Annotated in this window: 12 protein-coding genes; 2 read left to right on the top strand and 10 right to left on the bottom strand. The window is 68.2% G+C overall.

The features are described 5' to 3' along the window. Positions 1-2: 2 nt before the first annotated feature. The 10 genes from O5O54_RS02325 to tpiA form a co-directional block, all read right to left on the bottom strand. The gene (locus tag O5O54_RS02325) at positions 3-638 is read right to left on the bottom strand and encodes an SGNH/GDSL hydrolase family protein (protein WP_279478616.1); all 636 of its coding nucleotides are present in this window, start codon (positions 636-638) and stop codon (positions 3-5) included. A 19-nt stretch (positions 639-657) separates the two neighbouring features. After that, on the bottom strand, positions 658-2,064 hold the full coding sequence (locus tag O5O54_RS02320; RefSeq protein WP_279478614.1) for a pyruvate dehydrogenase complex dihydrolipoamide acetyltransferase: 1,407 nt from the start codon (positions 2,062-2,064) through the stop codon (positions 658-660). Between the two features lie 216 nt (positions 2,065-2,280). Continuing rightward, positions 2,281-3,696, bottom strand: coding sequence for a pyruvate dehydrogenase complex E1 component subunit beta (locus O5O54_RS02315; protein WP_279478612.1), 1,416 nt, complete (start codon positions 3,694-3,696; stop codon positions 2,281-2,283). Between the two features lie 12 nt (positions 3,697-3,708). Next, positions 3,709-4,800 (bottom strand): pyruvate dehydrogenase (acetyl-transferring) E1 component subunit alpha, encoded by a 1,092-nt coding sequence (gene pdhA / locus O5O54_RS02310; RefSeq protein WP_407061642.1) that lies wholly within the window; start codon positions 4,798-4,800, stop codon positions 3,709-3,711. 147 nt (positions 4,801-4,947) lie between these two features. Beyond that, positions 4,948-5,274, bottom strand: a complete 327-nt coding sequence (locus tag O5O54_RS02305; RefSeq protein WP_279478610.1) for a septum formation initiator family protein — start codon at positions 5,272-5,274, stop codon at positions 4,948-4,950. Between the two features lie 112 nt (positions 5,275-5,386). Further along, positions 5,387-6,661: a phosphopyruvate hydratase gene (gene eno, locus O5O54_RS02300; protein WP_279478608.1), complete on the bottom strand. Its 1,275-nt coding sequence runs from the start codon at positions 6,659-6,661 to the stop codon at positions 5,387-5,389. Positions 6,662-6,739: 78 nt separating this feature from the next. After that, a complete protein-coding gene (gene kdsA / locus O5O54_RS02295) occupies positions 6,740-7,573 on the bottom strand; it encodes a 3-deoxy-8-phosphooctulonate synthase (RefSeq protein ID WP_279478606.1) in 834 nt (277 codons plus the stop codon). Positions 7,574-7,593: 20 nt separating this feature from the next. Beyond that, complete coding sequence (locus O5O54_RS02290) at positions 7,594-9,222, bottom strand: CTP synthase (protein WP_279478603.1); 1,629 nt, start codon at positions 9,220-9,222, stop codon at positions 7,594-7,596. A gap of 106 nt (positions 9,223-9,328) precedes the next feature. After that, complete coding sequence (secG, locus tag O5O54_RS02285; RefSeq protein ID WP_279478602.1) at positions 9,329-9,979, bottom strand: preprotein translocase subunit SecG; 651 nt, start codon at positions 9,977-9,979, stop codon at positions 9,329-9,331. A gap of 78 nt (positions 9,980-10,057) precedes the next feature. Continuing rightward, a complete protein-coding gene (gene tpiA, locus O5O54_RS02280; protein ID WP_279478599.1) occupies positions 10,058-10,813 on the bottom strand; it encodes a triose-phosphate isomerase in 756 nt (251 codons plus the stop codon). 169 nt (positions 10,814-10,982) lie between these two features. Between tpiA and O5O54_RS02275 the strand changes: the two genes are divergently transcribed. Both O5O54_RS02275 and trpD read left to right on the top strand, forming a co-directional pair. Next, positions 10,983-12,869 carry a SurA N-terminal domain-containing protein gene (locus O5O54_RS02275; protein ID WP_279478596.1) on the top strand — a complete coding sequence of 629 codons (1,887 nt, stop codon included), beginning with the start codon at positions 10,983-10,985 and terminating at the stop codon, positions 12,867-12,869. Then, the gene (trpD, locus tag O5O54_RS02270; protein WP_279478593.1) at positions 12,866-13,891 is read left to right on the top strand and encodes an anthranilate phosphoribosyltransferase; all 1,026 of its coding nucleotides are present in this window, start codon (positions 12,866-12,868) and stop codon (positions 13,889-13,891) included. Before O5O54_RS02275 ends, trpD begins: the two co-directional genes overlap by 4 nt. Positions 13,892-13,893 lie beyond the last annotated feature (2 nt).

Here is a 13,893-nt window from a genome sequence, read left to right as displayed (position 1 = left end):
CGCTAGATCAGCGGAATCAGCGTCTGAGCGATCGCGTCACCGAGCGATCGTGTGTTGGCGGCGTCGAGATGCACGCCGTCGAGAGGCGTGGCGACGCAATGGTCGGACGCGGCCAGATGCCGGCATCCGGTCGCCTTCGCCACTCGGGCATAGGCGTCCTTGAAGCGCTTCGACTCCTCCAGGGCGTGCCCGAACATGGCGTCGAAGTCGGGGTCGGCGGTCGCGACCAGCGCCGGCGGCGAAACGACGAGGATCTCGCCGATCCGGAAGCCGAACGAGGACGGATAGCTCCGTGCGATCTGCACCAGCCGCTCGATCCCGAACGCCGCCTCGGCCGCGCGGCCACCGCCCGTGTGCTTCTTGAGGTCGTTCGACCCGAGCGCGATCACCAGCACGTCTACCGGTTCGTGCGTCGCGAGGATCGTCGGCAGTAGCCGCGCGCCGTTGCGGTCCGCCGGCGACAGATGGTCGTCGTAGGCCGTGGTGCGGCCGTTCAGCCCTTCGGCAATCACCCGCCCCCGCTTGCCGAGCCGTTCGTCCACGACGCTCGGCCAGCGATCCTCGAAGCGATGCCGACCGGGGCCAGCCGCATCGTAGCCCCAGGTCAGGGAGTCGCCGTAGCAGAGAACGGTCTTCACCGAGCGGCTCCGAGACCGCTCAGACCAGCATGCTCATCGGGTTCTCGATGAAGCGCTTGAAGGCCGAGATCAGCTCGGCGCCCAGCGCCCCGTCCACCGCGCGATGGTCGGTCGAGAGGGTCACGGTCATGACGTTGGCGACCGTCACCGCGCCGTTCTTGACCACGGCACGCTCCTCGCCGGCCCCGACCGCAAGGATCGTCGCGTGCGGGGGGTTGATGACGGCCGAAAAGTCCTTGATCCCGAACATGCCGAGGTTGGACACGGCGGTCGTCCCGCCTTGATACTCCTCGGGCTTCAGCTTGCGGGCACGGGCGCGCTTGGCGAGATCCTTCATCTCGTTGGAGATGGTGGACAGCGTCTTCTCGTCCGCCTTGCGGATGATCGGCGTGATCAGGCCACCCTCGATCGACACGGCCACGCCGACATCGGCGTTGCGGTGCTTGAGCATCGCGCTCTCGGTCCAGGAGACGTTGGCATCCGGCACGGCCTTGAGCGCGCAAGCCATCGCCTTGATCACCATGTCGTTGACCGACAGCTTGTAGGCCGGGCGCTCGCCCGCTTCGGTCTTCACGGTCGGCGCGGCGCCGTTGAGCTGCTTGCGCAATGCAAGAAGCGCGTCAAGCTCGCAGTCCACCGAGAGGTAGAAGTGCGGGACGGTCTGCTTGGATTCCACCAGCCGCTTGGCGATGGTCTTGCGCATGCCGTCGTGGGGGATCTTCTCGTAGGAGCCTTCTGCGAAGAGCTTCAGGATCGCATCGTCGCTCGCGGGCTTCGGCGCCCCGGCCGGCGCAGACGCGGCGGCGGCCGGAGCCGCGGACGGCGCCTGCGACGCCGCCGGCTTCGGCGCTCCGCCCTTGGCCGCCGTCTCGATATCGGCCTTCACGATGCGGCCGTGCGGGCCGCTGCCCTGAACGCCGGAGAGATCGACGCCCTGCTCCTTGGCGAGGCGACGGGCCAGCGGCGAAGCGAAGACGCGTCCGCTCTTGCCCGCGTCCGATCCGCCGGACGGCTTGGCGGACGAGCCCCCTTCCGCAGCGGAGGCCGTCTCGGCGGCGCGTTCGTAGCCGCGCTTGTCGACGTCCTTAGCGTCGTCCATCGATCCCTTCACGGCGTCGTCGGCCTTTGGCGAGCCGGCGCCTTGCGCGCCGCCGCCGCCCGATGCGGCCGCCGAGGCATCTTCGCCTTCCGCGGCCAGGATCGCGATCACGGCGTTGACCTTGACGCCCTCGGTGCCGGCCGGAACCACGATCTTCGCGACCGTGCCCTCGTCCACCGCCTCGACCTCCATGGTGGCCTTATCGGTCTCGATCTCCGCGATGACGTCGCCGGAGGAGACCTTGTCGCCCTCCTTCACCAGCCACTTCGCGAGGTTGCCCTCTTCCATCGTCGGCGAAAGGGCCGGCATCGTGACGTTGATCGGCATCGGCGAACGTCTCCTCAGTCGCCCATTCGACGGGCATCGATACTTCTATGAGCCACGATCCGCCGAGCGAGGGACCGTTCGGCCGGCATCAAGACTTGCCTGCGCGACCGCCGCGTCAAGCGGCCATCGTTGCCGCATCGCGGCATGAGGAACGGGCGAGAACGCCCGTCCAGAAGTTCCAAGGCCTCGGCAAAACGTGCCGGAGCCTCCTCCCGCTCAGCGGTAGCAGACCGCCTTGACCGCCTCGACGACTTCCTTGGCCGAAGGCAGCGCCAGCTTCTCGAGGTTCGCCGCATACGGCATCGGCACGTCCTTGCCGCAGACCTTGAGCACCGGGGCGTCGAGATGGTCGAACGCGCGCACCATCAGCTCGGAGGCGATGTGGGAGCCGACGGAGCTCTGCGGCCAGCCTTCCTCGACCGTCACGCAGCGGTTGGTCTTCTTCACCGAGCGGACGATCGCGTCGACATCCATCGGGCGGATCGTGCGCAGGTCGATCACCTCCGCGTCGATGCCTTCCTTGGCAAGCTGCTCGGCGGCCACCACGGCATAGGTCATGCCGATGCCGAAGGAGACGATCGTCACGTCCTTGCCCTTGCGGTGGATGCGCGCCTTGCCGATCGGCACGATCCAGTCGTCGGTGTCGGGCACCTCGAAGGAATGGCCGTAGAGGATCTCGTTCTCGAGGAAGACGATCGGGTTCGGATCGCGGATCGCGGCCTTCATCAGGCCCTTGGCATCGGCCGCCGAATAGGGCTGGATGACCTTCAGGCCGGGAATCTGGCTGTACCAGGCGGCGTAGTCCTGGCTGTGCTGGGCGGCCACGCGCGCGGCGGCGCCGTTCGGGCCACGGAACACGATCGGGCAGCCCATCTGGCCGCCGGCCATGTAAAGCGTCTTGGCGGCCGAGTTGATGATCTGATCGATCGCCTGCATGGCGAAGTTGAAGGTCATGAACTCGACGATGGGCTTGAGGCCCGCGAAGGCCGCGCCGACGCCGAGGCCCGCAAATCCGTGCTCGGTGATCGGCGTGTCGACGACGCGGCGCGAGCCGAACTCGTCGAGAAGGCCCTGGCTGATCTTGTAGGCGCCCTGGTACTCGGCGACCTCCTCGCCCATCAGGAAGACGGTCTCGTCGCGGCGCATCTCCTCGGCCATCCCCTCGCGGAGCGCCTCGCGCACGGTCTTCGTCACCATCTTGGTGCCGGCCGGGATCTCCTCGGCGAAGTCGCCGTCGGCATCGTCCGGCTCGGGATGCGACAGGCCCTGGGCGGGCACGGGCGCCGGCTTGGACTTGTCGCCTTCGGCCGCGTCGGGCTTCGCTTCCGTCGGGGCGGAGGAAGCGGGCGCCGCCTTCGGCGCGGACGCCACGGCATCGTCGGCGCTCTCGCCCTCGGCCAGCAGAATGGCGATCGGCGTGTTGACCTTCACGCCCTCGGTTCCGGCGGCGACCAGGATCTTGCCGATCTTGCCCTCGTCGATGGCTTCGACCTCCATGGTCGCCTTGTCGGTCTCGATCTCGGCGATCACGTCGCCGGGGGCGACCGCATCGCCCTCCTGCTTGACCCACTTGGAAAGGGTGCCCTCCTCCATGGTCGGAGACAGGGCGGGCATCAGGATTTCGGTCGGCATGCGCCCCTCCCCTTACTTCGAAGCCTGCGGAACCGTGTCCGCATAGATGTCGGTCCACAGCTCCGAGACATCCGGCTCGGGATCGTTCTGGGCGAACTCGGCCGCGTCGGCCACGATGTCGCGCACCTCGCGATCGACCGCCTTGAGATCGTCCTCCGAGGCGCCGTGCGCCTCGACCAGGCGCTGGCGCACCTGCTCGATCGGATCGGACTCGGCGCGCATCTTCTGCACCTCATCGCGCGTGCGGTACTTGGCGGGATCCGACATCGAGTGGCCGCGATAGCGATAGGTCAGCATCTCGAGGATCATCGGACCCTCGCCGCTGCGGCAATGCTGGACTGCGAGGTCGCCGGCTGCCTTCACGGCGCGCACATCCATGCCGTCGACCTGGATGCCGGGAATCTTGAAGGACAGGCCGCGATGGGCGAAATTGGTCTCCGCCGAGGCGCGGTTGACCGAGGTGCCCATGGCGTAGCGGTTGTTCTCGATCACGTAGATGACCGGCAGCTTCCACAGGGAAGCCATGTTGAAGCTCTCGTAAACCTGGCCCTGGTTGGCCGCGCCGTCGCCGAAATAGGTGATGGAGACGGAGTCGTTCCCGCGGTAGCGGTTGGCGAACGCAAGGCCGGTGCCGAGCGACACCTGGGCGCCGACGATGCCGTGGCCGCCGTAGAAATGCTTCTCCTTGGAGAACATGTGCATGGAGCCGCCCTTGCCCTTCGAGTAGCCGGAACGGCGACCCGTGAGCTCGGCCATGACGCCGCGCGATTCCATGCCCGTGGCCAGCATGTGGCCATGGTCGCGATAGCCGGTGATGACCTGATCACCTTCCTTCATCGCCATCTGCATGCCCACCACCACGGCCTCCTGGCCGATATAGAGGTGGCAGAAGCCGCCGATGAAGCCCATGCCGTAGAGCTGGCCGGCCTTTTCCTCGAAGCGGCGGATCAGGAGCATGTCGCGATAGGCGCGTGTGTCCTCGTCCTTGCTGAACTCGGACGGGGCCGGCGCCGTGAATTGCTTGAGCGTCTTCTCGATCTCGCCCGCGCCCGGCGCCGGGACGCCGCCTTCGCCGCCCGTGCCTTGTTTCTTCAGTGCGGCCATTTCGACTCCCATCCCTTGACGCCCTCAGTCCGGCGGGCAAGTTTTGGGCAAGTATATGGACAAGACATAGGCACGCAAGCGCCCGATATACCCTTAACCCTGCGCGAGTTAAGATGCCGCTTGCAGCGTCTTTCAACTCATGTCCGGTTAATTCCGGTCCTTGTCGTGGAGCAGGATGGTCACCTCGTCCTCGTTTGACAGGTTGAGGGCGCGCCGTGCTCGCTCGTCGATCATATCCCGCTCCAAGGTGCCATCGCTCAGAAGGCGGACGCGGGTTTCGAGGGCCTGACGCGCTTCGACCAGCTCGGCATAGGCGATCTGCTTACGCGCGAGGTCCTCCTTCAACGCGACACTGGCTTCCGTGCCGTAGCGTCCGGTCTGCGCGTGGGACACGAAGTAGGCGAGACAGGGCAAGGTGATGGCGGGAACGACGAGCCGCGAAAGCCAGGACCGGCGCTTCTGCTTCGTGTGCATGGGAGATCTCCGAATCTCCACCACCCTAGCCCCGTCCGCGTTTACAGCCCGTTAAGCCTGTCGGACCATCGGCAAAAGAAAGGGGCGCCGGAGCGCCCCTCGCTTCATCGGGTCAGCGGCGCAGGATCGAGCGCCCGGCATAAACCGCCTGGTCGCCCAGTTCCTCCTCGATGCGAAGGAGCTGGTTGTACTTGGCGAGCCGGTCGGAGCGCGCGAGCGAGCCCGTCTTGATCTGTCCGCAGTTGGTGGCGACGGCGAGGTCCGCGATGGTGGAGTCCTCGGTCTCGCCCGAGCGGTGCGACATCACGGCCGTATAGCCGGCGCGATGGGCGACGTTCACCGCGTCCAGCGTCTCGGTCAGCGTTCCGATCTGATTGACCTTCACCAGGATCGAGTTGGCCACCTTCTTCTCGATGCCTTCGCGCAGGCGCGCCGAGTTGGTCACGAAGAGGTCGTCGCCGACGAGCTGGACGCGGCTGCCGACCTTGTCCGTCAGGCTCTTCCAGCCGGCCCAGTCGTCCTCGGCCATGCCGTCCTCGATCGAGATGATGGGATAGGCGGCGGACAGCTCGGCGAGATAGCCAGCCATCTCGTCGGCCGAAAGCTTCCGCTTCTCGCCTTCGAGGTCGTAGACGCCGTTCTTGAAGAACTCGGTCGAGGCGCAGTCGAGCGCGAGGTAGATGTCCTCGCCCGGCCTGTAACCGGCCTTCTCGATCGAGGCCATGACGAAGTCGAGACCGGCCTTGGCCGACTCCAAGTTCGGCGCGAAGCCGCCCTCGTCGCCGACATTGGTGTTGTGACCGGCGGCTTTCAGCGCCTTCTTCAGCGTGTGGAACACCTCGGCGCCCATGCGCAGGCCTTCGGCGAAGGTCTCCGCGCCGACCGGCATGATCATGAATTCCTGGAAGTCGATCGGGTTGTCGGCATGAGCGCCGCCGTTGATGATGTTCATCATCGGCACCGGCAGGACATGGGCGCTGGCGCCGCCGACATAACGGTAGAGCGGCAGGCCGGCGGCTTCGGCCGCCGCCTTGGCCGTGGCGAGCGACACGCCGAGAATGGCGTTGGCGCCGAGGCGGCTCTTGTTGGCCGTGCCGTCCAGCGACTTCAGCACCGAGTCGATGCGGATCTGGTTCTCCGCCTCGAAGCCGACCAGGGCCTCCAGAATGTCGGTATTAACCGCCTGGACCGCCTGCTGGACACCCTTGCCGCCGTAGCGCTCGTCGCCGTCGCGCAGTTCCACGGCCTCGTGCGCACCCGTGGACGCGCCGGATGGCACGCCCGCGCGGCCCATCGAGCCGTCTTCCAGCACCACGTCGACCTCGACGGTCGGGTTTCCGCGGCTGTCGAGAATCTCGCGCGCGATGATGTCGATGATGGCGGTCATGATCCGTCCCTTGGCTAGTGGCTCGTGCCGGGTTGAAACGGCCGGCCCTGCAAGGGCATCGGCCGGGGATGCCTTGTGTCAGACGCCCTTGGCGACGGCGTCGAGATCGCGCAGCCGCTTGAGGAGCTCGGGCATGTCGTCGAGAGCGACCATGTTGGGACCGTCGGACGGGGCGTTGTCCGGGTCCTCGTGCGTCTCGATGAAGAGGCCGGCGACGCCGACGGCGACGGCCGCCCGGGCGAGCGTCGCGACGAAGCGGCGCTCGCCGCCCGACGAGCCGCCCTGCCCGCCGGGCTGCTGGACAGAATGGGTCGCGTCGAAGACGACGGGCGCGCCGGTCTCGGCCATGATCGGCAGCGCGCGGAAGTCGCTGATCAACGTGTTGTAGCCGAAGGACGCCCCGCGCTCGGTGAGAAGCACGTTGGCGTTGCCGCTTCCCGTCACCTTGTCGACCGCGTGGCGCATGTCCCAAGGTGCCAGGAACTGACCCTTCTTGATGTTGACGACCCGCCCCGTATGGGCGGCGGCGACGAGAAGGTCGGTCTGCCGCGACAGGAAGGCAGGAATCTGCAGGACATCGCAGACCTCGCCGACCGGCTCGCACTGCTCGGCCGCATGAACGTCGGTGAGGACCGCCACGTCGAACTGCGCCTGGATCTCGTCGAACACAGGCAGCGCGCCTTCGAGGCCGATGCCGCGCCGGCCCTCGCGGCTGGTGCGGTTGGCCTTGTCGAAGCTCGCCTTGAAGACGTAGCCGATTCCGAGATCGGCCGTCATCCGCTTCATCCGCTCGGCGATCATCATGGCGTGATCGCGGCTTTCCATCTGGCACGGTCCGGCGATCAGCGAGAACGGCTTGTCCTGCGCGAACTCGGCGCCCCGAAGTCGGATCGTAGAATTCGGAGCGAGCATGGAATGCCTTTCGGGACAGGTCAGAGCAGGCGGGAGCGTTCGATCGCCGCCGCGATGAAGGAAGCGAAGAGCGGGTGCGGCTCGAAGGGCCGCGACTTCAGCTCGGGGTGATACTGCACGCCGATGAACCAGGGATGATCCGGCAGCTCCACCGTTTCCGGCAGCAGGCCATCGGGAGACATGCCGGCGAAGATCATGCCCGCCTCTTCCAGCCGCTCGCGATAGGTCCTGTTCACCTCGTAGCGGTGGCGGTGGCGCTCGTTGATCGTGGTCGAGCCGTAGATGTCGGCGATGCGCGAGCCGCCGGCGAGATGCGCCTCATACGAGCCGAGGCGCATGGTGCCGCCGAGGTCGCCCTCGGCCGCGCGCTGCTCCAGCTCGTTGCCGCGCATCCACTCCGTCATGATGCCGACGACCGGCTCCTTGGTCGGCCCGAACTCGGTCGAGCTGGCCTCGGACACACCGGCCAGCGAGCGGGCCGCCTCGATTACCGCCATCTGCATGCCGAAGCAGATGCCGAAATACGGCACGTTGCGCTCGCGCGCGAAGCGCGCCGCGCTGATCTTGCCTTCGGAGCCCCGCTCGCCGAAGCCGCCGGGAACCAGGATGCCGCCGACCTTCTCCAGATACGGCGTCGGGTCCTCCTTCTCGAAGACCTCCGACTCGATCCAGTCGAGATTGACCTTCACCCGGTTGGCAATGCCGCCGTGCTGCAGCGCCTCGATCAGCGACTTGTAGGCGTCCTTGAGGCCCGTGTACTTGCCGACGACGGCGATCGTAACCTCGCCCTCGGGCCGGGCGACGCTCTCGACCACCTGGAGCCAGCGCTCGAGTTTGGGCTTCGGCGCAGGGTCTATGCCGAAGGCGGCGAGCACTTCCGTGTCGAGCCCTTCGTTGTGGTAGGCGATCGGCACGTCGTAGATGGTCGCCACATCCAGCGCTTGGATGACCGCCGTCTCCCGCACGTTGCAGAAGAGGCTCATCTTGCGCCGCTCCTCCTTCGGGATAGGACGGTCGGCGCGCACGAGGAGGATGTCCGGCTGGATGCCGATCGAGCGGAGTTCCTTGACCGAATGCTGGGTCGGTTTGGTCTTCAGCTCGCCCGCCGTCGGGATGTAGGGCATCAGCGTCAGGTGGACGTAGACGGCGCCGTTGCGCGGCAGGTCGTTGCCGAGCTGGCGGATCGCCTCCATGAAGGGCATCGCCTCGATGTCGCCGACCGTGCCGCCGATCTCGCACAGCACGAAGTCGTAGTCCTCGTTGCCTTCGAGCACGAAGTTCTTGATCGCGTCGGTGACGTGCGGGATCACCTGGACCGTGCCGCCGAGATAGTCGCCGCGACGCTCCTTGGCGATGATCTCCTGGTAGATCCGGCCGGTGGTGATATTGTCCATCCGGTTCGCGGAGCGGCCGGTGAAGCGTTCGTAGTGGCCGAGGTCGAGGTCCGTCTCCGCGCCGTCGTCGGTCACGAAGACCTCGCCGTGCTGCGTCGGGCTCATCGTGCCCGGATCGACGTTGAGATAGGGGTCGAGCTTGCGGAGGCGGACGCGGTAGCCGCGCGCCTGCAGCAGCGCGCCGAGGGCCGCCGATGCGATGCCCTTCCCCAAAGATGAAACCACGCCGCCGGTGATGAAGATGTATCGCGCCATGGGCCTTCCCGATACTCGCTCAAGCAGGATTCGACCAGTCCCCTTCTGGCCGAAAAGAAAAAGGGGCGCCGCAGCGCCCCTCGGATGATGCCGTCGGGCTAGCCGATCACTGCGCCGGCTGGGCGGGCGCCGTCGTGGCCGGAGCGGTGGTCGTCGCGGCCGGCTGCTCGGTCGTCGCACCGGCCGGAGGCGTCTCGACGGGCGGAACCGTCGGCACGTCGGGCGACTGCGAGGATTCCGGCGCCGGGTTGGCGGGAATGGCGGGCACCGCGTTCGACGCACCGGTCGGGACGCCTTCGGCGTTGGCAGGCGCAGCCGGCGTGGCGGCAGGTGCCGGCGCGCTCGGGGCGGTTGTCGGCGTACCGGGCGTCGCGCCCGACGGCACGTCCACCGGGGCGTTGCCCTGCGGCTGGTCTTCCGGCAGGCCGCCGAGCTGGTCGAGCAGCGAGCCTCCGGCGGCCCCTCCCGCCGCGCCGCCCGTCGCCGGAGCGGTCTGAGCCGGCACGCGGTCAAGAATGTCGAGACCGTCCGAGCCGTAGCGGGCGAGGATGGCGAGCGCCATCGACGTGATGAAGAAGCCGGTGGCGAGAACCGCCGTGGTGCGCGTCAGCACGTTGGCGGCACCGCGGGCCGTCATCAGCCCGCCTCCACCACCGCCGCCCATGCCCAGCGCGCCGCCTTCGGAACGCTGGAGCAGAACGACGACCACGAGGGCCAGCACGATCAGGAGATGGATGACGATCAGAACGGTCTGCATGGCCTCGAGGCGCAATCTTTCACAAGTTGCGCGTCTTCTATAGGAGGCGTTCGACTATTCCAACCGCTTTTGATCCCGTCAGTTTCGGGCGGCCCGGCAGATCGGCAGGAAGTCGGCCGCCTTGAGGCTCGCCCCGCCGACGAGGGCGCCGTCGACATCCTCCAGCGCCAGGAGTTCGGCCGCGTTGGAGGGCTTGACCGACCCGCCATAGAGAACGCGCATCCCGGCTGCCGCATCGGCGCCGAACCGTTCGGCGAGACGCGCGCGGATGAAGGCGTGGGTCTCGCCGACCTCGGCGACCGTCGGCGTGCGCCCGGTTCCGATCGCCCAGACCGGCTCGTAGGCGACGACCGTATTGTCGGCCGTCGCGCCTTCGGGCAGCGAACGGCGGATCTGGTCGGCGAGAACGTCGAGCGTGCGTCCGGCGTTCTTTTCCGCCTCGGTCTCGCCGATGCACACGACCGCGACCAGCCCGGCAGCCCAGGCGCCTTCGGTCTTCGCCGCCACCAGCTCGCTCGCCTCGCCGTGATCCGTGCGGCGCTCGGAGTGGCCGAGGATCACATGGCTCGCGCCTGCATCCTTCAGCATGGCGGCCGAAACGTCGCCGGTGTGAGCGCCGCTCGCCTTGGCATGGGCGTCCTGCCCGCCGACCGCGACCACGCCCTGCGCGATCTCCGCGGCTTGCGCCACCAGGATCGCGGGCGGGCAGACCAGCACGTCGAACCCTTCGTCGGGCGTCGTGCGAAGGTCGTCCACCATGGCCGAGAGTTCGGCCAGCGCGGCGCGCGAGCCGTTCATCTTCCAGTTGCCGGCGATCAGCGGTCTGCGGCTCATAGCGGTTCTCCCGTTTGCGTCGTCGCTCGCCCATCGCAAGCCCTCACGCTTCGACGCTCTACCGGCGGGCACCCGAAAATCAAGCAGCGCGGCGCGCGTCCGGCGCTTTCCTTCGGCCGGCAAAATGCCTATTCCCCTGTCCCGACGAACGAATTTCGGGAGACGAGTGATGCTGAATCGGATGCGGCGCGGCGCGTCGAGCTGGGTGGCCAGGATCTTTCTGGGCGCGTTGGCCGTGAGCTTCGTCGGCTGGGGCATCACCGACGTTCTGCGCGACCGCGACGGCGGCAGCACCGTCCTGTCCGCCGGCGACACGCGCGTGACCGTGCCGCAGTTTCAGCTCGCCTATCGCCAGGGCCTCAACCGCCTCGGCCAGCAGCTCCAACGCCGCCCGAGCGCCGACGAGGCGGAAGCCTTCGGCCTCGACCGCGCCGTCCTTTCGCAGCTCACGGCCGGCGCCCTGCTCGACGAACAGGCGCGTCGTCTCGGTCTCGGCCTGTCGGACGACGGCCTGATCCAACTCATCCAGAACGAGCCGGCCTTCAAGGACCAGTCGGGCAACTTCTCGCGCAACACCATGCGCGCGGTGCTCGCCAACGCGCAGATTACCGAGCAGTCCTACCTCGAGGATCTCCGCGGCAGCGCCACGCGCAACCAGCTGATCGCCCCCCTCTCGGAAGGCGCCGCCGTGCCGGCCGTCTTCGTGGAGGCGCTCGGTGCCTACAATGGCGAGCGGCGCACCGTGAACTTCATCCGCCTCCAGCCGCCGCCGGTGGACAGCGTCGAGGAACCGACCGACGAGGCGCTGGACGACTTCTATACGCAGGGGCAGGACGGCTACCGCGCGCCCGAATATCGCGGCTTCTCCTATCTCTCGCTTTCGGCCCAGAGCCTCTCGGACCCCGGCGCCGTCACCGACGACGCGATCGCCGCCTACTACGAGGCCAACCGTGCCCGCTACACGACGCCCGAGCGCCGGCAGGTCGCGCAGGTGGTCTTCGCCGACCGCGCCGCGGCCGACCGCGCGGCGCAGGCGATCGCCGCCGGCACCAGCCTCGCCGACGCCGCGAAGGCCGAAGGCCGGCAGGTCGCCGATCTCGGCCTGATCCCACGCTTGGCGATCCCCAACGCGACGCTGGCGGACGCCGCCTTCTCGGCCGTGCCCGGCACGCCCTCGCCGGTCGTGGACGGGCCGTTCGGGCCGGTGATCATGCTGGTCGAGCGCGTCGAGCCCGAAGTGGTGCGGCCACTGGACGAGGTCCGGGACGAGGTTCGCACCGCTATCGCGCTGGAAGCCGCGAACGCCAAGGTGACCGAGGCCTACACCGCGATCTCCGACGCGATGCTGAGCGGCGCCTCGCTGGCGGAAGCCGCGCAACAAGCGGGCTACACGCTCCAGAGCGTCCAGCCGGTGGACGCGAGCGGCAACCGCCAGGACGAAACGCCCGTCGGCGAGCTGCCGGCCCAGGCGCAGCTTCTGGCCGCCGTCTTCGCCGCCCAGCCGGGCATGCCGGCCCAGCCCGTCAACTATGGCGGCAACAACTACGTGTTCTTCGAACTCGGCGAGGTCGTCCCGGCCCGCGATCGTCCCCTGGCGGAGGTGCGCGACCGCGTCGTCGCCGACTGGAAGGTGGACGAGGCCGAACGGCTGATGACCGAGCGCGCCGAAGCCCTGGCCGAGCGCGTGCGCGGCGGCCAGACGCTGGCGGATGTCGCGGCCACCGAGGGCCTGACCGTCGAGAGGGCCGCGTCCATCACCCGCGAGAGCGGCCGCGCGGAGATCGGCGAAGCGGCCACCCGCGCCGCCTTCTCCGGTCCGGAAGGCACGGTGGCCGAAGCGCCGGCCCTCCAGTCGGGCGAGGCGGTGGTGCTGCAGGTGACGGAAGTCGCCGACGCGGCGGATCCGGCCGCCAACGTGCCGGCCGCGGCGCGACAGAACCTGGACGAGACGATCCGCGAGGACCTCTTCCAGAGCTATGTCGCCTATCTCCAGCAGACCATCCCGGTCACGCTGAACAATACGGCGCTCAACCAGGCGAAGGTCGCCATTCGATGAGCGCAGGGCTCAAGCCGCTGATCGCAAAGGTCGCGAACGGGCACGCCCTGTCGCGCGATGAGGCGCGGGAAGCCTTCGGCATCCTGATGTCGGGCGAGGCGACGCCTTCGCAGATCGGCGGTTTCCTGATGGCGCTGCGCGTGCGCGGCGAGACGGTGGACGAGATCGCCGGAGCGGTGGACGTGATGCGCGCCAACATGGCCCGCGTGAGCGCTCCCGCCGACGCGGTGGATATCGTCGGCACCGGCGGCGACCATGCGGGTACCTACAACGTCTCGACCTGCGCCGCCTTCGTGGTCGCCGGCTGCGGCGTGCCCGTCGCCAAGCACGGCAACCGCGCGCTGTCCTCCCGCTCCGGCTCGGCCGACGTGCTCGCCGCGCTCGGCGTCGACGTGGACATCAAGCCCGACCGGATCTCGGAAGTGATCGCCGAGACCGGCCTCGGATTCATGTTCGCGCCGACGCACCATGCCGCCATGCGCTTCGTCGGCCCCTCGCGCGTCGAACTCGGAACGCGCACGATCTTCAACATGCTGGGGCCTTTGGCGAACCCTGCGGGCGTACGGCGCCTCCTGGTCGGCGTCTATGCCGCCGAGTGGGTCCGGCCGGTCGCCGAGGCGCTGCTGGAGCTCGGCACTGACGCGGCCTGGATCGTCCACGGCGACGGGCTGGACGAGATCACCAATTGCGGGCCGACGGCGGTCTGCGAGATCCGCAACGGGGCGATCCGCGAGTTCACGATCGAGCCGGAAGCCCTCGGCTTTTCCCGACGGCGCCCCGAGGAGATCGTCGGCGGGGACGCGGCACAGAATGCAGCGGCGCTGCGCTCCGTCCTCGCAGGCGAGCCGAGCGCCTATCGCGACATCGTGCTCCTCAACGCCGGCGCCGCGCTGGTCGTCGCCGGACGCGCGGCCGACCTTGAAACTGGCATCGCCCAGGCGACGCAGTCGATCGCCGGAGGAGGCGCCCGCGCGGCCCTCGACCGCTTGGTGGCGGCCACGTCTCGCAAGGAAAGGGCCTGAAC

This window comes from Aureimonas sp. SK2 (assembly GCF_029813115.1).
Taxonomy (GTDB): Bacteria; Pseudomonadota; Alphaproteobacteria; order Rhizobiales; family Rhizobiaceae; genus Aureimonas.
The sequence above is the reverse complement of the archived record's forward strand: the minus strand, read 5'-3'. Positions and strand labels throughout refer to the sequence as shown.

Bases quoted from the DNA above. Each gene is read 5' to 3' on its own strand.
- O5O54_RS02320 (WP_279478614.1), bottom strand. From the start codon at position 2,064: ATGCCGATCAACGTCACGATGCCGGCCCTTTCGCCGACGATGGAAGAG.
- O5O54_RS02315 (WP_279478612.1), bottom strand. From the start codon at position 3,696: ATGCCGACCGAAATCCTGATGCCCGCCCTGTCTCCGACCATGGAGGAG.
- pdhA (WP_407061642.1), bottom strand. From the start codon at position 4,800: ATGGCCGCACTGAAGAAACAAGGCACGGGCGGCGAAGGCGGCGTCCCG.
- O5O54_RS02305 (WP_279478610.1), bottom strand. From the start codon at position 5,274: ATGCACACGAAGCAGAAGCGCCGGTCCTGGCTTTCGCGGCTCGTCGTT.
- eno (WP_279478608.1), bottom strand. From the start codon at position 6,661: ATGACCGCCATCATCGACATCATCGCGCGCGAGATTCTCGACAGCCGC.
- kdsA (WP_279478606.1), bottom strand. From the start codon at position 7,573: ATGCTCGCTCCGAATTCTACGATCCGACTTCGGGGCGCCGAGTTCGCG.
- O5O54_RS02290 (WP_279478603.1), bottom strand. From the start codon at position 9,222: ATGGCGCGATACATCTTCATCACCGGCGGCGTGGTTTCATCTTTGGGG.
- secG (WP_279478602.1), bottom strand. From the start codon at position 9,979: ATGCAGACCGTTCTGATCGTCATCCATCTCCTGATCGTGCTGGCCCTC.
- tpiA (WP_279478599.1), bottom strand. From the start codon at position 10,813: ATGAGCCGCAGACCGCTGATCGCCGGCAACTGGAAGATGAACGGCTCG.
- O5O54_RS02275 (WP_279478596.1), top strand. From the start codon at position 10,983: ATGCTGAATCGGATGCGGCGCGGCGCGTCGAGCTGGGTGGCCAGGATC.
- trpD (WP_279478593.1), top strand. From the start codon at position 12,866: ATGAGCGCAGGGCTCAAGCCGCTGATCGCAAAGGTCGCGAACGGGCAC.